21 protein-coding genes are annotated in these 24,048 nt (G+C 36.9%); 18 read left to right on the top strand and 3 right to left on the bottom strand.

Going from position 1 to position 24,048, the window contains the following annotated elements:
• The first annotated feature begins 12 nt into the window (after positions 1–12).
• From recJ to F606_RS0112240, 13 genes are all read left to right on the top strand, one after another.
• Positions 13–3,492, top strand: coding sequence for a single-stranded-DNA-specific exonuclease RecJ (gene recJ, locus F606_RS22345; protein WP_211210071.1), 3,480 nt, complete (start codon positions 13–15; stop codon positions 3,490–3,492).
• 51 nt (positions 3,493–3,543) lie between these two features.
• A complete protein-coding gene (locus F606_RS0112295) occupies positions 3,544–5,763 on the top strand; it encodes a RelA/SpoT family protein (protein ID WP_019554197.1) in 2,220 nt (739 codons plus the stop codon).
• Between the two features lie 5 nt (positions 5,764–5,768).
• Entirely contained in the window at positions 5,769–6,404 is a 636-nt protein-coding gene (locus F606_RS0112290; protein WP_026329379.1) for an MBL fold metallo-hydrolase, read from the top strand.
• 113 nt (positions 6,405–6,517) lie between these two features.
• A complete protein-coding gene (locus F606_RS0112285) occupies positions 6,518–6,976 on the top strand; it encodes a Fur family transcriptional regulator (RefSeq protein ID WP_019554195.1) in 459 nt (152 codons plus the stop codon).
• Positions 6,966–8,459 (top strand): coproporphyrinogen dehydrogenase HemZ, encoded by a 1,494-nt coding sequence (gene hemZ, locus F606_RS0112280; RefSeq protein WP_019554194.1) that lies wholly within the window; start codon positions 6,966–6,968, stop codon positions 8,457–8,459. Before F606_RS0112285 ends, hemZ begins: the two co-directional genes overlap by 11 nt.
• A gap of 15 nt (positions 8,460–8,474) precedes the next feature.
• Positions 8,475–9,740, top strand: a complete 1,266-nt coding sequence (gene hisS / locus F606_RS0112275) for a histidine--tRNA ligase (protein WP_019554193.1) — start codon at positions 8,475–8,477, stop codon at positions 9,738–9,740.
• 2 nt (positions 9,741–9,742) lie between these two features.
• A complete protein-coding gene (gene aspS, locus F606_RS0112270; protein ID WP_019554192.1) occupies positions 9,743–11,536 on the top strand; it encodes an aspartate--tRNA ligase in 1,794 nt (597 codons plus the stop codon).
• A gap of 167 nt (positions 11,537–11,703) precedes the next feature.
• Positions 11,704–12,432 carry a WecB/TagA/CpsF family glycosyltransferase gene (locus tag F606_RS0112265; RefSeq protein ID WP_019554191.1) on the top strand — a complete coding sequence of 243 codons (729 nt, stop codon included), beginning with the start codon at positions 11,704–11,706 and terminating at the stop codon, positions 12,430–12,432.
• A gap of 132 nt (positions 12,433–12,564) precedes the next feature.
• The gene (locus F606_RS0112260) at positions 12,565–13,203 is read left to right on the top strand and encodes a phosphatidylserine decarboxylase family protein (protein WP_019554190.1); all 639 of its coding nucleotides are present in this window, start codon (positions 12,565–12,567) and stop codon (positions 13,201–13,203) included.
• A complete protein-coding gene (pssA, locus tag F606_RS0112255; protein WP_019554189.1) occupies positions 13,203–13,922 on the top strand; it encodes a CDP-diacylglycerol--serine O-phosphatidyltransferase in 720 nt (239 codons plus the stop codon). Before F606_RS0112260 ends, pssA begins: the two co-directional genes overlap by 1 nt.
• Positions 13,923–13,997: 75 nt before the next feature.
• Positions 13,998–15,269 carry a glycosyltransferase family 2 protein gene (locus F606_RS0112250; RefSeq protein WP_019554188.1) on the top strand — a complete coding sequence of 424 codons (1,272 nt, stop codon included), beginning with the start codon at positions 13,998–14,000 and terminating at the stop codon, positions 15,267–15,269.
• Positions 15,270–15,357: 88 nt separating this feature from the next.
• Positions 15,358–15,738, top strand: coding sequence for a 6-carboxytetrahydropterin synthase QueD (gene queD / locus F606_RS0112245; protein WP_019554187.1), 381 nt, complete (start codon positions 15,358–15,360; stop codon positions 15,736–15,738).
• Positions 15,739–15,740: 2 nt separating this feature from the next.
• Entirely contained in the window at positions 15,741–16,469 is a 729-nt protein-coding gene (locus F606_RS0112240; RefSeq protein ID WP_019554186.1) for a 7-carboxy-7-deazaguanine synthase QueE, read from the top strand.
• A 112-nt stretch (positions 16,470–16,581) separates the two neighbouring features.
• On the opposite strand, the gene F606_RS0112235 is transcribed toward F606_RS0112240, so the two are convergent.
• From F606_RS0112235 to F606_RS0112225, 3 genes are all read right to left on the bottom strand, one after another.
• Positions 16,582–17,061 (bottom strand): HIT family protein, encoded by a 480-nt coding sequence (locus F606_RS0112235; RefSeq protein ID WP_019554185.1) that lies wholly within the window; start codon positions 17,059–17,061, stop codon positions 16,582–16,584.
• A gap of 317 nt (positions 17,062–17,378) precedes the next feature.
• On the bottom strand, positions 17,379–17,885 hold the full coding sequence (locus F606_RS0112230; protein WP_019554184.1) for a hypothetical protein: 507 nt from the start codon (positions 17,883–17,885) through the stop codon (positions 17,379–17,381).
• A 51-nt stretch (positions 17,886–17,936) separates the two neighbouring features.
• A complete protein-coding gene (locus F606_RS0112225; RefSeq protein WP_019554183.1) occupies positions 17,937–18,263 on the bottom strand; it encodes a GrlR family regulatory protein in 327 nt (108 codons plus the stop codon).
• Positions 18,264–18,644: 381 nt separating this feature from the next.
• On the opposite strand from F606_RS0112225, the gene surE reads away from it, so the two are divergent.
• From surE to F606_RS0112200, 5 genes are all read left to right on the top strand, one after another.
• The gene (gene surE / locus F606_RS0112220; RefSeq protein ID WP_019554182.1) at positions 18,645–19,394 is read left to right on the top strand and encodes a 5'/3'-nucleotidase SurE; all 750 of its coding nucleotides are present in this window, start codon (positions 18,645–18,647) and stop codon (positions 19,392–19,394) included.
• Between the two features lie 153 nt (positions 19,395–19,547).
• Complete coding sequence (mtnP, locus tag F606_RS0112215; RefSeq protein WP_019554181.1) at positions 19,548–20,345, top strand: S-methyl-5'-thioadenosine phosphorylase; 798 nt, start codon at positions 19,548–19,550, stop codon at positions 20,343–20,345.
• A gap of 30 nt (positions 20,346–20,375) precedes the next feature.
• Entirely contained in the window at positions 20,376–21,428 is a 1,053-nt protein-coding gene (gene mtnA / locus F606_RS0112210; protein WP_019554180.1) for an S-methyl-5-thioribose-1-phosphate isomerase, read from the top strand.
• A complete protein-coding gene (locus F606_RS0112205; protein WP_019554179.1) occupies positions 21,428–22,669 on the top strand; it encodes an adenosylhomocysteinase in 1,242 nt (413 codons plus the stop codon). Before mtnA ends, F606_RS0112205 begins: the two co-directional genes overlap by 1 nt.
• A 55-nt stretch (positions 22,670–22,724) precedes the next feature.
• On the top strand, positions 22,725–23,999 hold the full coding sequence (locus F606_RS0112200) for an amidohydrolase (protein WP_019554178.1): 1,275 nt from the start codon (positions 22,725–22,727) through the stop codon (positions 23,997–23,999).
• Positions 24,000–24,048: the final 49 nt, after the last annotated feature.

Genomic DNA, 24,048 nt, shown 5'->3' with positions numbered 1-24,048 from the left:
AAATGGAATTTTATGGATAGTAATACAAAAATCAGAGGAGAACTGGCGGCGAGTTTACAGATATCAGAAATAATTGCAGGCGTATTATTGCATCGTGGTATCACAGACCCCGTGGTGGCCGATGAATTTTTACATAGTGAAAAGCAATCTTTTGAAAACGCTTTTTTATTAAAAGGTATGACAATCGCGGTAAAGCGGATTCAAAGCGCGATTGTTCAGCAGGAGCACATAACGGTGTACGGTGATTATGATGTGGACGGAATTACGGCGACTGCATTATTGGTTCGAACCCTTAAAAGGCTAGGAGCCAGTGTCGATTATTATATACCGGATCGTCAGGCAGAAGGCTATGGATTTAATACCGAAGCTTTAAAACAGCTTTGTGACGAGGGCACAAAACTTTTAATATCAGTGGATTGTGGCATTAGTGCATTGGAAGAAGTTGCAACAGTTGAAGGAAAGATAGATATCGTCATTACGGATCATCATCTTCCTGGTACAGAGTTACCAAAGGTTTTGGCGATTATCAACCCCAAACAATTGGATTGCAAGTATCCAGACAAAAATATTGCTGGTGTGGGAGTTGCTTTTAAAGTATGTCAAGCCCTCTGGAAAACGATAAAAAATATTTCATTTGTCGAAGATCTTGATATTGTGACACTGGGAACCGTAGCGGATATTGTACCGCTATTAGGTGAAAACAGGCTGATTGTAAAACGTGGCCTAGAAGAGCTAAATCATTCAAAAAATATAGGGATTAAGGCTTTAGTTCAAATTTGCAATTTATCTGATAAAAAAATTGACACCGGTCATGTTGGATTTATGCTGGCACCTAGGTTAAATGCAGCGGGGCGTCTTGATAGTGCGTTGATTGGAGTCGAATTGCTGCTGTCAGAAGATGAAAATCAGGTCAACAATATTGCCAAACAATTGGATGATGAAAATGTAAAAAGGCAAGTCGTGGAAAAAGAAATTTTGGCAAAAGTCGAACACCTTTTAACACAGATTGATATTACACAAGAAAAGGTATTATTGCTTTCGGGGGAGAATTGGCATACCGGTGTAATCGGTATTGTAGCATCACGGATTGTTGAAAAATATTATAAACCGGTTTTGATTATCGGAGTCCATGACGGGGTTGGTAAAGGTTCGTGTCGGAGTATTCGTGGCTTTCATATGTATGAGGCACTTTTTGCCTGTAAGGATTTACTGGAAGCTTTTGGTGGGCATGCGCAAGCGGCTGGTCTTACTGTAAAACCTGCGAACATTCCGGAATTACGCAAGCGCCTGAATCAGCTAGCCGCGGAAAGATTAACAGAGCAAGATTATATACCTGTTTTGGATATTGAAGAAAATTTAAATGTACGTGATGTTAACCGTGTGTTTTTAGATGAACTTTCATGTTTGGAGCCTTATGGAATGGGGAATCCACGGCCTACTTTTGCTTGTGACAATGTAGAACTTTTTGATATCAGGCAAATTGGCAAAGAGGGAACACATCTCCGGTTCAAACTAAAACAAGACAAAGTTCAGGCAACGGCTCTTGCCTGGAATATGGGAGAAGAAGCTGAAAGATTAAAACAAGTCAATACAGCCGATATTGCCTTTCAACCAGAATTGAATGAATGGCAGGGTCATGTATCCATTCAGCTAAAAACACAGGCGATACGGACGTATGAAAAGAAAAGTACGGACTTGGACCTCTTTTATGAAGAAAATTCCCAATTGCCTTCAAACTGCAAAGAAAGTCTTCCTGTCCAGCAGTTTTTTACAAAAATAGAAGGCAGTGTTTGTGTTACGTGTCAGACAGCCATTCGTGGACTGGCGATTGGAGATGTTGCCAATGTCATCGTGGAGCAAAACCAAGTTTTTATTTGTACACAGGAAAAACAAAAAATTGGTTTTTTGCGAGCAGAAATTGCCCAAGCACTTATAAATCCAATCAAGCAAGGACTTTTGTATAAGGCGCAAATTATGGCAATTCATGCGGCGCAAGACACAATGCTTGTAGTTCATGTTTTAGTCTTTCAGTATAAACTAAAAAATTATGATGCGGCAAAATATAAAAACATAACAATGGACGAAGTTCGTAATGTATTGACCTGGGCAGCGGATGGTCCTGCTTTGATTAGTGATACATTACATAACTTGCAAAACAATAAAAACACTTTGTTGATAGCGGAACATACTCTCCAGCAAGAGAGTATTCAAGTTTATGCAGCTTTGCAAGCCATCAATCAGCACAAGCTGACAATCGTTGTTTATCCACTACGATCTTTCGTAAATGATTCGTATCATCGACTTAAAATGCAAATGGCGAAACTGGATCTGACTGTATATATAGGAACGGGACTGTTGCCGATTCATGAACGGGCCTGTTTGCTGGAAGCGTTGTATAATCAAACAATTGACCTTTTATTGGTGACACCAGAGTTTTTAGAAACTCATTTACCATTTTTGCAGGCAGGCAAGGCAATCGGCTTTTTTGTGGCTGCTGAATGTCAGTATCTTTTGCAAAATGACGGACAAGCTTTTTATAAAAACATGGAGCTGTTTATTAGTGGCTTGAATAAGCCTGTAGTTTTAGCTGTTACGAAACAGTTAAATACAGCTGAAGAAGAGCAGATCAAAAAATGCTTATCCATTGAAACGGTTTTATGTGGTGAGCATAGTGCTGGAAATCTGCAATTTATTGATAATAGAAATGAAAAGTTTAAAATTAATTATTTAAAATCAATTTTAGAAAAAAAAGAACAAATGCTTATTTTCGTAAATAGCCGCCAAAAAGCTTGGGAAGTTGCGCGCAAACTGCGAAGTCAATACTCGAACCTTGCATTTTATCATGCCGGACTGACCGCTCTTTGGTGTGATAAAATAGAACAATGGTTTCAAATAGGAAAAATTCAAGCGATTATCACGACAAATTCTTGTAGTGATCGGTTTACTTTCCCCAATATTCGGCATGTGGTGCAATATGAGCTGCCATTTCATAAAGTGTGCTTTCAGCAGCACTTTGAAAAAGCTGGACGTGATGGTGAAGTGGCGGCGGTTCACGTTTTATTTGGTGAAAAAGATGTAGCTGTTAATCAACTTGTTTTAGCGGGGCGGGCACCGGGACGAACGACTGTTGGTAAAGTTTATTTAATTTTAAAGGAAAACAAAACAGCGCAAGGCCGTGTGGCAATGACCTATCAACAAATTGCAGTAACATTTAATCAACGCTATCATGAAATGATCGCTGAATTTTGTGTCGAATTATGTTTGTTAATCTTAGAGGAGTTGAATTTAATTTGGCGTGAAACGCTGCCAGCGGGCGATGCGATATCTTTTCAAGTTCAGCCAGAGATGAAATTGGATTTGATGCAGGCACCTTCGTATGCTGAAGGGATAAATGAAAAAGCAGATTTTAACGACTTCAAACATGAAATAATGAATATGTCAGAGAATAATGTATTGACATCAATAAATAAGCCGTTGTATCCTGATAATTAATGTTATAATAGATTGAAACAATTTTACTGTGTGATAATGGGGTTGAATAAAATGAAAGAAAAAGAGACTATACCGATTACAATTGATGCAATCATTCAAGATGTACTTCATTATCAGCCGGATGCGCAGGTTGATTTAATTCGTAAGGCTTATGATTTAGCGCATGCAGCGCATGCCGGACAGACACGTGTTTCTGGTGAAGAATATATTTATCATCCACTGAGTGTTGCAGCTATTTTGACAGAACTTCAGATCGATGCACTGACAATCAGTGCAGCATTATTGCATGATGTTGTTGAAGATACAACGTATACAATCGAAGAGATGAAAGATTTATTCGGAGAAGAAGTTGCTATGCTCATCGATGGTGTAACAAAACTGAGTCGAATTGAATATAAATCTAAAGAAGAACAACAGCTGGAAAACTATCGTAAAATGTTTTTGGCAATGGCCAAAGATATTCGGGTGATTTTAATTAAATTGGCCGATCGTCTTCATAATATGCGTACACTAAAATTCATGCGGGAAGATAAGCAAAAAAGAATTGCGAAAGAAACTATAGAAATTTATGCACCACTGGCAAATCGTTTGGGGATTTCTAATATTAAATGGGAACTGGAGGACTTGTGCCTTCGGTATTTAGAACCGGAAACGTATTATAATCTTGTGGAAAAGGTAAAACAAAAAAGAAAAGAACGGCAGGAATTTATTGATAAGTCCATTCAAAAATTGCGTATTTATTTGGAAAAAGCAGATATTGAAACCGAAATCCAAGGCCGGGCCAAACATTTCTATAGTATTTATAAAAAAATGAAGCGTGATAATAAAGATATTAGTGAAATTTATGATTTGTCCGCTGTTCGGGTTTTAGTCAGCAGTGTAAAAGACTGTTATGGAGTATTAGGTATCATTCATACCCTTTGGAAACCATTGCCGGGGCGTTTTAAGGATTATATAGCTATGCCAAAATCAAATGGGTATCAATCACTTCATACAACGGTTATTGGGACTGAAGGTTATCCACTTGAAATTCAAATCCGAACCTTTTTGATGCATAAAGTTTCTGAATATGGTGTTGCAGCACATTGGAAATATAAAGAAAGCGGTAAAAGTGTTGGTGCTGGCAAAGAGTATGACCAAAAAATGTCATGGCTTAGGCAGCTTGTTAATTTGCAGCAAGAACTTAGTGATCCACGTGAATATGTGGAAGCACTTAAAGTGGATGTGTTTTCGGATGAGGTCTTTGTTTTCACACCCAAAGGTGATGTCATTGACTTACCGAAGGGGTCGATTCCACTTGATTTTGCGTATCGAATCCATACGGATGTTGGGCATCATTGTGTGGGAGCGAAAGTAAACGGAAAAATTGTACCACTTGAATATAAGCTTAAAAATGGTGATATTTTATCGATCATCACGAATAAACAAAACAATGGACCAAGTCGTGACTGGCTCAATATTGTGGCGTCAACGGAAACCCGTAATAAAATCAGGCAGTGGTTTAAAAAAGCAAAACGTGAAGAAAATATTGAGCGCGGATCGGATCTGATTGATAAAGAGGCAAAGCGTCTGGGTTATGAACCAAAAGAACTCTTGAAAAACGACAGATTAAAAGATGTCGCCAAAAAGCTCAACATTCTAACGGAAGACGATTTGCTGGCGACCTTGGGGTATGGCGGAATCACAATTAATGGTATTTTAGGGAAATTGATTGAGCTTTATAAAAAAGAACTGCAACAAGCCACCCCTCCAGATATTTCGCAAATGCTGGAGAAACTCAAACCGCATGGCGAAAAGAAGAAATCAAGCCATGGTATTTTAGTGGAAGGCGAAGGCGGGGTTCTTGTTCGTATAGCAAGGTGCTGCAATCCAATCCCAGGTGATCCGATCACAGGTTATATTACAAGAGGGCGCGGTGTATCTGTGCATAGATCCGACTGTCCAAATGTGATCAATGAAAACAACGATTTTGCCCGTGTGATTGAAGTCAATTGGGATATTGGCTTAGATAAAGTCTATACGGTAACGATTGATATAACCTGCAATGACAAAGCCGGTGTTTTGACAAATCTTATGTCGGTTCCATCCGAATCTAAAATAAATATTAGTTCAATCAATGCCCGGACATACAAAAACAATAAGACATCTACCGTAACAATGGGACTTGAAGTTAAAAGTTCATTACAGGTAGAGCAGATTATGACCAAATTTAGACGGTTAAAAGATGTATATAGTGTATCCCGTACATTAGTGTCGAATAAAGAGGAGTGATGCAGATGAAAGTACATTCTCTGATAGTAGGAGAGTTAGGTGTTAATTGTTATATTGTTGCTTGTGAAAAAACAAAAGAAGCGATTGTTATTGATCCAGGTGATGAGCCAGATCGTATTTTACAATATATTGAAGCCGAACATTTAAATATTAAATATGTCGTGAATACGCATGGTCATGCGGATCATATCGGTGCAAATGATGCAGTTGTCGAGGCGACACAAGCTGTACTTAAAATTCATGAAGGGGATTTGGCAATGCTGGGTGATGCGAAACAAAACCTATCTGCTTTTCATGGTCTGCCAGTTTTATCAAATACAAAGGCACAGCTTTTACATGAAGGGGATCAAATATCTTTTGGCGAAGAAAAACTTTTAGTTTTACACACACCAGGACATTCACCGGGAGGTATTTGTTTGGCGGGGCGTCAAATTCTCTTTAGCGGTGATTCATTGTTTGCTGAATCGGTTGGACGTTGTGATTTTCCGGGAGGATCTATGACGGATTTGATATATAATATAAAGACAAAATTGATGATACTCGATGATGATACAGTCGTCTATCCGGGTCATGGACCACGAACAAAAATTGGCTGGGAAAGAAAAGATAACCCATACCTTTCTGAAGATAGCAGGCAATAAAATCTTTTTCTTTGTGTTTTTTGCATATTTTTGGTAAAATAGACTTATTTGGACAATGAATCTAGTGATTTGTGTTGAAGAGTGATCTTAAATTAATAGAGGGGAATTATATAATGGCTAAGAAAATTACAATGGATGACTTGAAAAAGAGGCTGCAAGAACGTCAATATAAGCTAACACCGCAAAGACAGACAGTTTTGCAGATTTTTCTGGGGCGTGCTGGTGAACATTTAAGTGCAGAAGATGTACATGGAATCCTAAGACAAAATCAGTCCGAAATTGGATTAGCTACCGTATATCGTAGTTTAGAGTTATTGAGTGATATCAATATATTACAAAAAATGGACTTTGGTGATGGACGCAGCCGTTATGAATTAAATGAAACAGATGCGAAAGAACATCAGCATCATCATTTAATCTGTCTTAAGTGTGGAACGGTCAAAGAGTTTGCGGATGATTTATTAGAACCTTTAGAACTGGATATTTCGGAAAAAAGCCAATTCCAGATTATTGATCATCAGGTAAAATTCTATGGCTATTGTCAGGAGTGCCAGAAAAAACGTGAAGATTAAACATTTTTATCTAAATAGCCAAGAGGAAGTTGTTGTGAAAATCGTCAAGGAAATCTTAACGTTATTTAAGATTGATCTTGATGAGGCCACCAATGAGCCGCTTGCCTATGAGTCTTTAGCAATTGATAACCAGGTTATGCTGGATGATATTGTAAGAGTTAACACGAAAATACGGCTTGTTGACTCATCCAAGATTGAACATGATTTTTGTATAGAAGCTGAGGGGCAGCATGATGAGCGTAAACTTGCATCTTCTCGGCGCTTGATTAAGCTCAATTTATATCATCTATTTCGCAAGCATTTTCAATTTGAGGCTGCACCATGGGGGATCTTACATGGTGTCAGACCAACTAAAATTGTTCATCATTATATTGACCAGGGGTTAACGAAAACTGCTATTATGAGTCGTTTGCAAAACGATTATGAAGTAAGCACAGCAAAAGCCGAACTTATAACAAAACTTGCGTTTAAACAGCGCTCTTTTCTTGCTACATCAAACCCTAAATTAGTCAGTGTATATATAGGAATCCCATTTTGTTTGTCGAGATGTTTATATTGTTCGTTTCCATCCTATGTTTTACCGAAGAAAGAAATTTTAGATCAATTTATGGTAAAACTAAAACAGGATATTGTCGCAGCACAGTCTTTGATTATACAACAGGGCTTGTCTGTACAAAGTATCTATATCGGTGGTGGAACACCAACGAGTCTGCCCGATGAGGACTTCACGGTGCTATTGAATTTAGTGAAAGATTCTTTTTATGGTGTGGAAACAGTCGAATTTACGGTGGAAGCTGGTCGACCGGATACGATTACAGATCATAAAATTGCTGCGATGATGAATCATTCTGTCAATCGAGTTAGTGTGAATCCGCAGACTATGCAGCTAAAAACTTTAAAACGAATTGGACGAAACCACACTCCAGAGGCTATAATAGAAATGTTTTATAAATTCCGTAAGGCTAAAATGCAGCATATCAATATGGATTTGATTATTGGCCTTCCAGGTGAAACCTGTGAAGATATGAAAGATACGATGCAAAAAATCGTTGCACTGAATCCGGATGACATTACATTGCATGCTTTGGCCTTAAAAAAAGGTTCTCAGCTAAAGATGAATGGCGGATGTAAAGATCTACCCGATGATGAAACAGCGCAAGCTATGTTCGCCATTGCTATGGATGCGGTTGAAAAACTAAAAATGGAGCCATATTATTTATATCGACAAGGTTATATGAGTGGGAATTTGGAAAATGTCGGTTGCAGCAAGAGTGGGTCAGAAGGTTTTTATAATATTCAAATTATGGAAGAACATCAAACAATTATTGGTATCGGTCCGGCCGCGACTACAAAAGTTATCGATCCAATAACCGAAAGGATGCAGACATCCTTCAACGCCAAGGATTTAACTACATATCTTAATCATGTAGATAAATATATAGAAAAACGCACAATTTTATTGAATACTGCGTTTAGTAACTAGGGAGGAATTCTTTTTATGTTGACTACCGGTCCACGCGGAACAAAGGATATTTTACCTGACACCATTGGACAGTGGCTATATGTTGAAAAGACAGTGCGCGATATTTGTGATTTATATGGATATAAGGAAATTCGCACACCAATTTTTGAGCATACAGAACTGTTTTTACGCGGTATCGGTGAAACTACCGATGTTGTAGAAAAAGAAATGTACACTTTTATAGATCGTGGTAAGCGCAGTCTTACGTTGCGCCCAGAAAATACAGCAGCTACGGTTCGTGCTTATTTGGAACATAAATTATATGCTGATATAGCTGTAAATAAGTTGTTTTATATTGGTTCGATGTTTCGTTATGATCGTCCACAAGCGGGGCGGTATCGTGAATTTCATCAATTTGGGGTAGAGGCTCTTGGAACACTGAATCCTGCTATTGATGCTGAAATAATTATGCTTGCTGTACAGTTTTTAAAAACTTTGGGGTTAAATGACTTGAAATTGGCACTGAATTCAGTAGGTTGTCCAAACTGTCGACCTGTATATAGAGAACGTTTACAGGAATTTTTCCGTGATAAATTGGAAGAATTATGCTCAGATTGCCGGTCTCGTTATGATCGTAATCCAATGCGCATCTTAGATTGTAAAAATGAACATTGTAAAGAACTATCCATGGGGGCTCCGAATATTACGGACTGTCTTTGTGATGAGTGTACAGATCATTTTGAACAAGTTAAATCACTCTTGACAGAAGCTGGTATTGAGTTTGAATTAGATCCAAGACTAGTGCGCGGGCTTGATTATTATACGAAAACAGCATTTGAAATTCAATATGCTCCACTCGGTGCACAAAGTGCAGTAGCTGGCGGTGGTCGTTATGATGGTCTTATTGAAGAATGTGGTGGGAGTCCAACACCAGCGATTGGTTTTGCCGTTGGTCTAGAACGTGTTTTACTGGCACTGGAAAAACAGGCTTTATTGCCTGAAGTGTCACAAGCAATGGATGTTTTTGTTGTTGCGCTTGGTGCGACCGCTCAAAAACCAGCTTTTAAACTTTTGTGTGACTTACGAGCAAAGTCCATTAAAGCAAGTATGGATTTTGCTGGCAGAAGCCTAAAAGCTCAAATGAAGCAAGCTAATAAAGCTATGGCTCGTTATGTAGTAATGCTGGGTGAAAATGAAGTAAATGACTCATGTGTTATCTTAAAAGATATGATAACAAGTGATCAGGAAAAAATTGCAATAAAAGAAGTTGTAAATAAGCTATATGCTGAGGTGAAGGATTAAATATGGATACATTAGAAGGATTAAAAAGATCACATCATTGTGGAGATTTACGTAAAGAGCAAGTAACGCAAGAAATAGTTTTATGCGGTTGGGTAGCAAGACGTCGTGATCATGGCGGATTGATTTTTGTTGATTTACGAGATCGTTCAGGTTTTGTACAAGTTGTATTTTCTGAAAAGGAAATGGGTTTGGATTCATTTAAGAAAGCAGAAGCTTTGCGTTCTGAATTTGTTGTTGCTGTGCGTGGACAAGTTCGTGCCAGATCCGCTGAAACAACCAATCCACATATGGAAACAGGCGAAGTTGAAGTATATTGCGTAGAACTTCGTATTTTAAATAAAGCTAAAACACCACCGTTTTACATTCAAGATGGGATTGAAGTAGATGAAACTCTTCGTTTAAAATATCGTTATCTTGATTTACGTAGACCAGAAATGCAAAAAAATATTATACTTCGTCATCGTGTAACAAAAATTATGCGTGATTATTTTGATCGCAATGACTTCCTTGAAATTGAAACACCAATGCTAACCAAAAGTTCACCAGAAGGTGCACGTGATTATTTGGTACCAAGTCGTGTAAATCCGGGTAAGTTTTTTGCTCTGCCACAATCTCCACAGCTGTTTAAACAAATTTTAATGGTTGCTGGTTATGAAAAATATTTCCAGATTGTTCGTTGTTTCCGTGATGAAGATTTACGGGCGGATCGTCAACCAGAATTTACACAGCTTGATATTGAAATGTCCTTTATTGATCAAGAGTCTATTTTGACTATGATGGAAGGTATGGTTATTGAATTATTTGATCGTGCCATCGGGGCAAAAGTACCACCATCTTTTAAACGTTTAACGTGGGAAGATGCAATGGATCGTTATGGTTCTGATAAACCGGATCTTCGTTTCGATATGCAATTGGTTAATATATCAGATGTTGTAAAAGGCTCTGATTTTAAAGTATTTGAATCTGTACTGCAAAATGGCGGTCAGGTAAAAGCAATCAATGTTAAAGGGCATGCTGGTATCGCACGTCGCGAACTGGATGGTCTTGTTGATTATGTAAGCAATTATGGTGCAAAAGGATTAGCTTGGATTTGTTATACAGAAGATGGCTTAAAATCACCAATAAAAAAATTCTTCTCAGATGAAATATTGGCTAATATTCAAACAGCTGCAAAAGCTGAAACAGGTGATTTACTTTTAATTATTGCAGATAAACCAGCAACGGTTGCTCAAGCCCTAGGTGAGTTAAGACTTGAAATGGGCCGCAGAATGAATCTGATTGATCCAGATGCTTTATCATTCTTATGGGTTGTTGACTTCCCTATGTTTGAATATAATGAAGATGAAAATCGTTGGACGGCGATGCATCATCCGTTTACGGCTCCACGTGATGAAGATGTACAATATTTGCTCACGGACCCAGGAAAAGTAAAAGCAAAAGCATATGATATGGTTCTTAATGGTACTGAAATCGGTGGCGGCAGCCTTCGTATCTATAATGCTGAATTACAAGAAATTGTATTCAAAGCAATTGGGCTTTCTGAAGAAGAAGCCAAATCAAAATTTGGTTATCTCTTAGATGCTTTTGAATACGGAACACCACCACATGGTGGTCTAGCTTTTGGACTTGATCGTTTACTTATGATTATGGCAAAATGCAGTTCTATTCGTGATGTCATTGCGTTCCCTAAAACACAAAGTGCATCTTGTGTCATGACACAGGCGCCATCAGAAGTTGACCAAAAACAATTAAAAGAACTTTCCATTCGTACGGCGATTGTTGCGAAAAAAAAGTAAATTGATATAATTATTGAATAAAACACAAGATATGATTTTATAAAAATATCTTGTGTTTTATTTCTTGATATGGTAACAATGCAGCGAATTGCTCAGTTTGCCATGTTGTGGTACAATGTAGGGTAGATAAAGAATTTGTTGATTAACTTATGTAGAGGAGTATCATCGTGTCACAAAAGAAAGTTGCTATATTAGATATAAATGTAGATTCTGTAAAAATGACCGAAGCTATTGATATTGTGGAAAATTTGATGGCTGCGCAGAAACCTGCATTCATTGCTACAGCGAATGCGGAAATGATTATGATGGCTGATCAAGACGAATCATTGAAGTATATTTTAAATCATGCGGATTTGGTTGTCCCGGATGGTGCCGGTACGGTTTGGGCAGCTCGTCAGTTGGGTGTTGCGATGCCAGAACGAGTAGCTGGGTATGATTTAACTCAGCATTTATTAGCACGTGCACCCCAAACAAATAGAAGGGTTTTTTTCTTTGGGTCAGCTCCCGGTGTAGCAGATAAGGCTAAAATTAAAGCCGAAGCCGAATATCCGGGTATACAGATCGTCGGTGTACGAGATGGATATTTTAAAAAAGAACAGGAACAGGAAATTATTGATCAAATCAAAAATGCACACCCGGATTTACTTTTAGCTGCACTAGGAGTACCTAAACAAGAAAAATGGCTGTATGAACACTTGCAGGAACTAAATATTCCAGTATCCATTGGTGTTGGCGGAACCTTAGATGTTATGGCAGGCGTCATGAAAAGAGCCCCGCTTTGGATGCAAAAGGCAAAATTAGAATGGCTGTTTCGCGGCCTTTTACAGCCGAAACGAATGGGACGGCTTATGGCTTTGCCACGTTTTGTAATCAAAGTTTATGCACAGAAAAAGTAGTAGACAAAGCATAAGGCGTGGATTATAATTACTTGAGAAATAATTGGATTATATAATTCATATAATTATTTGTAATTTTAAAATTAGTAATCAGTATATAAAATACATGGTACTAAAATGGAGGTGACTGTTATGGTAAAAGTTCCTGTAATAAAAGAAGGCTATGGGTTTATTGGAATAGCATTTCTTATTGCACTCATTATTGGTTTTACCATTAGTCCGTATTGGGCAATAGTTCCAGGTGTATTTGCGGCTTTTTTTGTGTTTTTCTTTAGAAATCCCAAAAGATCCATACCTTTAGATACATCTTTAGTTGTTTCACCTGCCGATGGTAAGGTAATGGATATTCTGGAAATGGAAAATGATGATTTTGTAAATGAACCTTGTAATAAGGTTGTTATTTTTTTGTCAGTATTTAATGTTCATATTAATCGTAGTCCAATTGCAGGGGAAATCAAATGTCAACAATATACTTGCGGACGGTTTAGACCAGCCTATAAAGATACTGTTGGCTTTGAAAATGAACGGCATATGATTGGTTTGGAAAACGAAAATTTACGCGTAACCGTTACACAAATTGCTGGTATTTTAGCAAGACGTATTGTGTCTTGGGTTACATTGGATGATGTTCTAAAAAAAGGGGAACGTTATGGGTTGATTAAGTTTGGTTCTTGTACGGAACTTGTCATGCCAAAAAATGTAGAAATAGTAGTTAAAAAAGGTGATAAGGTCGTGGGCGGAGAAACGATTATCGGGAGGATTAGAAAATAATGTATAAAACTTTAATCCCTAATATGTTGACATCATCGAATTTGGTATTAGGTATGTGTTCGATTATTTCCACTTTTCAGGGAAATCTTTTTGCAGGGTCAATTTTTATTGTTTTAGCACTGATAGCCGATGGACTAGATGGACGGGCTGCAAGATTTTTTGGTGTAAGTGGTGATTTTGGCAGGGAATTAGATTCTTTATGTGATTTAGTATCCTTTGGTGTAGCACCAGCATTTCTGTCCTATGTATTTTATCTTCATCAATTTAGTTATTTCGGCTGGGCCGCTGCTATTATGTTTACAACCTGTGGGGCTCTGCGTTTGGCTAGGTTTAATGTTAATACGAATAATGTTCATGGCTATTTCATGGGGCTGGCTATTCCAGCTGGCGGTTGTCTGGTTGCAACATTTATTATGCTATGTCTTGTTTTAGGTATACAACCTGCACCTTTTGGCATTGCTTTTCCTATAACTATTATGATTGTTGGTTATTTAATGGTTAGCAAAGTCCATTATCCTGATTTTAAAGGTCATGGGGAAAAAATGCATAGTATTCCAATTGCTTTATCCGTTATTTTGGCAATCGTTGTGCTTTTTGTTTCGAGAGATGCGATTTTGAATGCAGTTTTATTTGACATATTTTTAAGTTATGCTGTATTTGGTATTTTAAATACAACCTTTGCATTGATGACAGGCGAAAAAGAAACTAGCAAGGTTTAATTCGTATGCTTATTAAACAGAGTGGACTAAATTAGTTTTTCTGATTTATCAGGATTTTAAAGGAGAAAAAAATCCATGAATTATGTTTTCGATTATATAATGGTTCCAATACAGATCATTATATTTCTCTTTACGATGTATTATTTTATGATTGGTTTTTGTGGAATGTGGCGAAAAAAAGAAATTAAGATCCTTACACCACAAAAAACGTTTGCAGTTATTGTAGCGGCACACAATGAAGAACAAGTTATTGGGCAGCTTATTGATAATTTGCAAACATTGGATTATCCGAAAGAATTATATGATATTTATGTCATTGCCGATAATTGTGAAGACCATACTGCTTCGATTGCAAAAGAATATGGCGCTATTGTTTGTGAACGTTCAAGTGAGGGAAACCGTGGTAAAGGTTTTGCTCTGGAGTGGATGTTTAATAAATTATTCACGTTAGAACGTCAGTATGATGCAGTAGCGATTTTTGATGCAGATAATCTTGTACACCCTAAATTTTTGTTTGAGATGAATAATCGTTTATGTAAAGGTGATAAATTAGTACAAGGCTATTTAGATGCAAAAAATCCATATGATACATGGGTATCAGGAACATTTGCTATTTCATTTTGGGTTATCGACCATATTTGGCATTTAGCAAAAACGAATATAGGCTTATCATCGGTTCTTGGTGGAACAGGTATGTGTATAACGACAGAAGTTTTGAAAAAGCATGGCTGGGGTGCCACTTGTCTTACTGAAGATATGGAATTTACAATGAAGGCACTAGCTGAAGGAATTAAGACAACTTGGGCGCATGATGCCATTGTTTATGATGAAAAACCATTGACCTTTATGCAGTCTTGGAATCAGAGAAAACGTTGGGCACAGGGTCAATTTGATGTGGCACATAGATTTATTCCTAAGATGATTAAAGCCGGAATACAAAAACGGGATATTCGTATTTTAGATGGTTGTCTTCATTTGTTACAACCACATTTTCTAATTTTGTCGACCTTTTTTATCATTATTAGTTATGTGCAATTATTGTTCCCACCGTTTTATACGAATGTTTATAATTTTATGCCATCGGAATTGATGACATTTATTATGTTGGGACAATATATCTTGCCAATTATTATTTTACTCAAAATTCATGTGAAAATGAAAGCGTGGTTTTATTTACTTTTGTATCCATTATTTATTTATAGTTGGATACCAATTGTATTTATTGGTTTCTTTCATCGAAATGACCATGAATGGAGTCACACGAAACATACGCGTGCTTTAAGCTATGATGAACTCATGGGGACAACCAAAGAGGCTTCTTTGGCAAACCGCGAGACAAGCAAATAAATCGCATAAAAATGCTGACAAAAAAAGGTGAGTGTATGCGCTCATCTTTTTTTGTTACTAAATTAAATTTTAAGGGGGATATGATCGTATGTTTGAATTAACCGTCATTGTTGAATTTGAAGCTGCACATCGTATTGTTGGCTATCCGGGAAAATGCAATCGACTTCATGGACATAATTGGAGTATTGAAGTGTCGGTTGTAGGAAATAAATTGAATGAACTTGGGATGTTAGTTGATTTTAAAGAATTAAAGCAAGAAGTTAATAAAATAATGGATCGCTTAGATCATCAATATCTAAATGAGTTGCCGATATTTCAAGAAAATAATAATCCTACAGCAGAAAACATTGCAATTTATATTTATAATGAATTGGAAAATAGTCCGTTGTTTGAAGCAAATTCTAAAGTAAAAACTGTAAAAGTTTGGGAATCACAAAAATCTGCAGTTTCATATAGTAAGGGTGAATGATAGTGCAAGCAAATATAGTAGAAGTTTTTTCATCAATTCAAGGCGAAGGCAAATATGTCGGTTATCGACAAGTCTTTGTTCGTTTTTCAGGATGCAATTTGAAATGTAAATATTGCGATACATTGGTTTCGCACGCACCTTATAAATATTGTATGACCGAAAAAGATGCGGGGCTGCGACAATTTATTCAACTTAAAAATCCGGTGCCAGTGGCTTTGTTAGCGGAACATATTAACCATTTATTGCTTACTCCGCATCACTCGATAAGCTTTACTGGTGGGGAACCGTTATATAGGGCCGATTTTATTCATGCATTAGCAGCACACTTAGACTGTAAACTTTTTTTGGAAACAAATGGGACATTAGTGGAAGAGCTTGCTAAGGTAATTGATGATATTGCTATAATTAGTATGGATATCAAACTGCCTAGTATTACCGGTAAAGAACTATGGAATGAGCATCGTGATTTTTTAATGCTTGCCAAACAGAAAGAACTTTATATTAAATTAGTTGTTTCAGCCGAGACCACTTGGGAAGAATTTCATAAAGCAATTGATTTGATAAAAGATATAGATTCTTCAATACCTTTTATTATACAACCAGTTACGCCTGTTAATGGCTGTAATGCCTGTTCGGCAGATGATGTGTTGCAGTATCAAAAATGTGCATTAGAGGTTTTGCAAGATGTTCGGGTCATTCCTCAGACACATAAAATGATTGGTCAAATGTAATTTTCTCAAAACCCCTGATTTATAAGGGCTAATGACACTATAAAATTGAATTTGTTGACATTTTGTTGTCGCCTCTTTAATGGGAGGCGGCTTTTTTATTCTGGAAATACATTTAACAATCCGGATTAGCGAATACTTGTTTAATTTGTTCAATTACAGGAAGAATATCTTCTTTATTTATAAACGTTGGTTGTATTTTGTATTTTTTTCGACAAAAGCTTAGTAGTTTTGCTCCATCTAACATATTATCTGTACGTATCTCCTCGGCAGAATGATTTAACATCCATTTATATCGAGGAAAAATATGAAAATGAAAATGCGTCGTTTCTTCTCCAAAACTTGCCAGATACACTTTTTCGATACCATCTATACGTTTTAAAACTGCTACTACTGCCTTTGTAACAATTCCAATATGTAACATCTCATTTTGACTTAAATCACTGTAAGACTCGATATGCCGTAACGGTGAAAGAATCAAATATCCCGGAATTTGCAAGTCAATACAATGGTGTAAAAGAACATAATTATCTTTATAAATTATTCCACCAACTGGGAAAAATTCTCCATTAACGATACTGCAGGTTAAACACATTTGCTTTCCTCCTAAAAAAGATTCTAAAGTAGTGCTAAAAAATAAAATGAGTGGATTACTATATAAATCATAGAATTACTTTTTAAGTGGATAAAAGATAATAAATAAATTTTACAGGAATGCTGTTATCTAGAAACAACAAATTATCACTACTCTTCGCAGAAGATAAGTAATTTAATAAATATTCATAAAATGTGTGTTGATTTAAAGCAGCCAATACAGGTACAGAAATGTACTCGTATTGGCTGCTTTTTTATTGTGTTTATTATTAATGAAGGAAAAAGACACGCTCATCGTTATAATTAAAGTGTTCTTTCTCATCGGTGATTTTCTAATTCGCCATTGTGTTTAGCGGCGTAACGTACAATATGATGATAGATTTGGTCATTAAACGTATCTAGCATAACTTCCTGAAATTGAACATCAGCTGGTTTGAATTTATATGAAAATAAAAGAACATGATTCTTGTCAAAACATTGAACCGAGTTGTTTGTTATGGTTTTATTGGCTACATTAATATTTTGTTGTGTAATCATATACGCAACAGTTTCCCAAGGGATAGTAGGACTTTTCTCATCTTTATTCATATATTTCGCAAGATTAAAACGGCTTTGTTCATTTAAGGCTGTTTTAAGTGAATAAGAAATTATGTTTTTATCTTGAACGGTTTTATTATTCTCTAAATAAGAATAATGGATTGTAGCTGTATCGAAATAAAACGTGTTACCAACATTATATCCAATCCAGTGCCAGTGAATTGCCGCCAACACAGGAGACGATAATAAAAACAGTAATACCAAGGTTAAGATAGAAATCCTTTTCATATATTAACACTCCTTGTTATCAGGTATTTACATTGTAAAATGGGACAGCTTTTATATATTTGTCAATTTTTCCATATAAGCGACAACTTCTAATTCCGGGTGTTGATCCACATACCCTGAAAAAGAAATTTTACTATGTTCTCGTTTCCCAGTAATAATAACTGTACATTCTTTTAACTGACCAAAAACTGATATACCTGGTGAAAATTGTGTTATTGTTACAGTGGCTGACAATTCATCATTTTTTTCAGAATAGGTACCAACGTAATAAAAGGATAAATCTCCGCCAACAACCGTGTTTTCTATAAAAGTTACAATACCTGAGCCAAACGATAGATCGTGCGAATGAAAATCAACAGACCATAATGATTTTTCCATAAATCATTACCTCCTTCCAAATACTATTTATACAGATTTCGTGATTTACATCTTAAAAACCTTTAATTCATGTAAATTTAATGAATTAAAGGATATTTTTCTGCTTGGAATCTACGGACGTATATAGATCATTTATTTAATAGGCAATTTCGTGCTAGATGATTTTATTAGATATCCATAAGGAATGCTTCAGTTTTTGTAATTTTGTTGATACAATATTGACTGATTTTAAATTATCATCTAATATTAGATGAACATGTTTATGTAAAACACTTTATTGATTTATACTTTATAAAAGAATGGAATGAATCTTTAAAGATTTTTATTTAGATAGAAACTGATTTGATACATATAAAATAAAACAATTAGGCAGGTGCTTTTATGCGGATTTTACTCGTGAACGATGATGGAATTTTTGCTCCAGGAATTCGAGCTTTATATGAAGTTTTACAAGGAGTCTGCGATGTGATCGTTGCAGCACCGGCAATGGAACAAAGTGGTATGGCTCAAGCTATTACAGTACATGATACAATTCGAGTAGATGATTACAAAATGAGCCCAGAAGGGCTAAGTGGATGGAAAATTTATGGAACACCGGCAGATTGTGTAAAATTGGCTGTGGAGGCCCTGCTCGATGAAAAACCGGATTTAATTGTTTCTGGAATCAACAAAGGCTCTAATTTAGGTACGGATATCTTGTATTCAGGAACAGTTGGTGCTGCCATGGAGGCGTATATACATGATATACCAGCAATTGCTGTTTCACTGGATGCGAAGTCTACCATTCACTTTTCACAAGCGGCAGCTTTAATAAGAGATCAAATTTTTACATGGTTTCAGGAAGAGACGCATCCGTTTTTATATAATGTGAACTTTCCTCAGGTTTTGAAGGGAAATATGAGTACATTTGTGTTTACGAAACTTGGTGTACGGAAGTATATTAATGCTTTTAACTGTGAACTTGATGTTGAACAACATCGAGTCTACCAAATGGGCGGTGAGATTTCAGATGGCGAAAATGATGATGTGACGGATATTTTTGCTGTAAAACAAGGTTATATTTCAGTTACGCCGCTTCAACTGGATTTAACCAGTTATAAAACATTAGAAGATAAACTAGAGGCTGATTAAAAAAGCGAAAAGAAGTATCCTTATATAGGGCATGCTGCTGTGCCTGCAACACTATAGTACTTTATACCTAATTTTATGGAAATACATCGTCAATTGGAAAATGTATATCTAGTTATGCTATAATTGGCATATAGAAAAAAAGGTGGTATGTAAATGATAGAGATTGCTATTATTGGTGGAACGGGTGTATATGACCCGAAAATTTTGAATAATGTGAGTGAAGAAAGCCTGATTACGCCTTATGGTGATGTAACATATAAGGTTGGTAACTATGCAGGAAAGAAAATTGCTTTTATTCCGAGACATGGAAACCATCATTCAATACCACCACACAAAATAAATTATCGGGCAAATATTTGGGCTATTAAAAAAATTGGCGTACGGAAAATCATTGCTACAACAGCAGTTGGCTCGTTGAATCCGTTGATGAAACCGGGGGATTTTGTTCTGATTGATCAATTTCTTGATTTCACGAAAAATAGAATCAGTTCGTTCTATGAAGGTGGCAAGCGTGGAGTTGTTCATTTAGATGTTACCGAGGCATATTGTCCTGATTTACGTAAGACGATTCACACGGCAGCGGATACTTTAGGAATCAGCATCCATAACCAAGGTGTTTATGTTTGCACAGAAGGGCCACGCTTTGAGTCACCAGCTGAAATTAAAATGTTTGCTATCTTAGGTGGTGATTTAGTTGGGATGACGAATGTTCCAGAAGTGGTTTTAGCGCATGAAGCGGAAATGTGTTATTCGACTATTTCAATGGTAACAAATTATGCGGCGGGTATTTCGAAAAATAGTTTGACACATGGTGAAGTTTTAGAGACAATGGCAGCAAATGTTGATACTATAAAAAATCTAATTATGAAAAGTATTGAACTTGTTAATTTAGAAGAATCAAACTGCACTTGTGCGGAAACTTTAAGCGAATTTGGCGGTTTTACATTATAATCAAAAGCAAATAAACGAGGTGATTTAGTAGTGCAAAGCATGTTATGGGATGGACAGTCTTTATCCTTATTGAATCAAACAAAATTGCCAGCTGTAGTTGAATATCTAAAATGTACGGATTATGAACGGATTGGTGAAGCAATCAAGAAACTGGAAGTACGCGGTGCACCAGCGATTGGTGCAGCTGCCGCTTTTGCTTTTGTTTTGGGAGCGAGACAAGCTACAAAATCAGATCGTTTGCTGTTTTTACAAGATATGGAATCAGTTGATGGTTTTTTACGTTCAACCAGGCCAACGGCTGTTAATCTGTTTTGGGCTTTGGATCAAATGATGAACGTTATAAAAGAACAGTTTGATCTGATTGAGCTTCCCAACTTACTGAATTTATTAGAACAGAAGGCCCTTTTTATTGCTGCGGAGGATAAACGTGTCAATCATACAATGGCTGAATTTGGTGCGGCTTTATTTAAAGAGCCTGTTTCAATTTTGACACATTGCAATGCCGGTGCATTAGCTACTGTGGAATGGGGAACGGCATTAGGCGTAATTCGTCAAGCTTTTTCAGAAGGCAATATTAAACGTGTTTTTGCGGATGAAACCAGACCGCTTTTACAGGGAGCGCGACTTACGGCGTTTGAATTACAGCAAGATCATATTCCAGTTACGCTAATTACCGATAATATGGCCGGATGGGTTATGAAAAACAAAATGGTAGATGCTGTTATTGTTGGTGCGGATCGTATTGCAGCCAATGGGGATACTGCTAATAAAATTGGTACCTATAGTGTTGCATTATTGGCACGTATGCATCAGATTCCTTTTTATGTAGCTGCTCCGGCTTCAACATTTGATTTTTCAATGGCGACAGGGGAACAGATTCCCATTGAAGAACGTGGTGAATTTGAAGTAACGCATTTTCAGGGCATACAATCAGCACCCTATGGCATTGCTGTATTTAACCCAGCTTTTGACGTAACACCGAATCAATATATTACGGGGATTATTACCGAATATGGTGTATTAAAACCGAATTATCAAGAAGAAATTAAACAATTAAAAGACAAAATGGAGGAAAATAGATAATGAAATCAATGATAAGAGATATCTCTTTAGCACCACAAGGTCACGATAAAATCAACTGGGTGAAAAATTTCATGCCAGTTTTAGGTACGATCAACGAAGAATTTTCTAAATCAAAACCATTCGCTGGGAAAAAGATGGTCATTACGATGCATTTGGAAGCGAAAACGGCTTATTTAGGGCTGGTATTTAAAAATGCCGGAGCGGAAGTTGTGGTAACGGGAAGTAATCCATTATCAACACAAGATGATGTTGCGGCAGCACTAGTTGAGGACGGAGTTACTGTGTTCGCCTGGTATGATTGCACAAACGAAGAATATGATGTCTTTTTAAATAAAGCTTTAGATACAAAACCTGATATGATTGTTGATGATGGCGGTGATTTGGTTTCCCTTTTACATAGTAAACGAGCTGAACTTGCTGCGAATATTATCGGTGGTTCTGAAGAAACGACTACGGGTGTAATCCGCTTAAAAGCATTAGAAGCCGAAGGTAAATTAAAATTCCCGATGATTGCTGCCAATGATGCGTATTGCAAGTATTTATTTGATAATCGTTATGGTACGGGACAGTCGACTTGGGATGGTATTATGCGCACCACAAATCTGGTAATTGCAGGGAAAAATGTAGTAATTGCAGGGTATGGATGGTGTGGTAAAGGTGCTGCTATGCGTGCTAAGGGCCTCGGTGCTAGTGTTATTATTACGGAAATTGATCCGATTAAGGCGATTGAAGCTGTTTTTGATGGTTTTCGTGTGATGCCAATGCAAGAAGCTGCTAAGGTTGGTGATATTTTTCTGACTTTGACTGGCTGCAACGATATTATTCGCAAGGAACATTTTGCTGTAATGAAAAATGGTGCTATGATGGCTAATGCTGGTCATTTTGATGTTGAAATCAATAAAGTGGAATTAAATGAAGTATCCATATCAACTCGTTCGGTAAGAAAAAACATAGAAGAATTTGTTCAAAGTGATAATCGTAAACTATATTTATTGGCAGAAGGTCGTCTGGTTAATCTTGCTGCGGGTGATGGTCATCCAGCTGAAATTATGGATTTATCGTTTGCTGTCCAATTTTTCTCAGCACTTCATATTTTAAATAATCATAAAAATATGGGGGCTCATGTTTGCTTGATGCCAAATGAAATTAACCAAAAAATTGCTGCAATCAAATTGGCATCCTTAGGGCTTTCCATTGATGAATTATCTGTGGCACAATCGTCTTACTTATCAGAGTCCTAAAAAGTATGAATTGTTTCAGATTTTTTTATCAATAACGAAAGTGAGGTAAACTCCGTTGAATATTTTAATAAAACAAGCAACCATTTTATTACCAGATGGTACCGTCAAAGAAACGGATATAGCTATTGAAGATGATCTTATTGCTAAAGTCGGTACGATTGCTCCAGATTGGCATATTGACCGCGAAATTAATGGGACAAATAAATTGGTGACACCAGGCTTGGTGAATACCCATACTCATGCTTCTATGACACTGCTGCGCAGTTATGCGGATGATATGCAGCTTATGGATTGGCTGCAAAATAAAATTTGGCCAATTGAGGCTAAAATGCGTAAAAATGATATTTATTGGGGCGCTATGCTGGCGATTGCCGAAATGATCAAAACAGGTACAACAACTTTTGCCGACATGTATGCCGACATGGAAAAAGTTGGTGAAGCTGTAGCAGAAACTGGAATTCGAGCTGTTTTATCACGTGGCTTAATTGGGTCTGCCCCGAATGGAAATAAGGCTTTAGAAGAAAATAAAGAACTTTTCCAGACGTATCATAATCGTGCCGATGGGCGTATTACCGTTATGTTTGGTCCGCATGCACCTTATACTTGTCCTCCGGATTATATCAAAAAAGTAGTAAAAGAAGCCCAATCACTGGGGGCCGAGATTCATATGCATTTATCGGAAACCATTGGTGAAGTTGAAAATTGCATAAAAGAATATCAAAAATCACCGATTGCTTTAATGGAAGAATTAGGACTTTTTGATTGCGGAGTACTAGCAGCGCATTGCGTACATGTATCCGATGAGGATATTCTTATTATGAAAAAGCATGATGTTCGTGTTGCTCATAATCCTGGCAGCAATATGAAATTAGCCAGTGGTGTTGCACCGATAACCAAAATGCTCGATGCAGGGATTTGCGTTGGTCTTGGTACAGATGGAGCATCGAGTAATAATAATCTCGATTTGCTTGAAGAAGTGCGGTTGACTACCTTATTGCATAAGGTGAATCAGTACGATCCTTTGGCAATACCAGCCGCAAAAGGCATTCAATTGGCAACTGAATATGGTGCCAAAGCAGTTGGTTTGTCAAAGGTAGGCAAAATTGAAAAAGGTTATAAAGCTGATTTGACATTATTTGATATGTCAGGTACAAAATGGTGTCCGCGTCATGACATTGTATCTTTATTAGCATATTCGGCTAATTCAAGTTCGGTCGATACGGTATTGGTTAATGGGAACATTGTACTTGATAAAGGCATATTAGTAACGATGGATGAAGAACGTGTAATGTATGAGGCCAATCGTTGTGCTATGAATTTGTTAAAATAATAGCTTTAAAATAAAGAAGCTCTGCTAAAAAGCGGGGCTTCATCTCATT

The organism is Propionispira raffinosivorans DSM 20765, assembly GCF_000381065.1.
GTDB classification, from domain to species: Bacteria; Bacillota; Negativicutes; order Selenomonadales; family Selenomonadaceae; genus Propionispira; species Propionispira raffinosivorans.
Note: the sequence above shows the minus strand (reverse complement) of the source record. Positions and strands in the feature narration are given on the sequence as shown.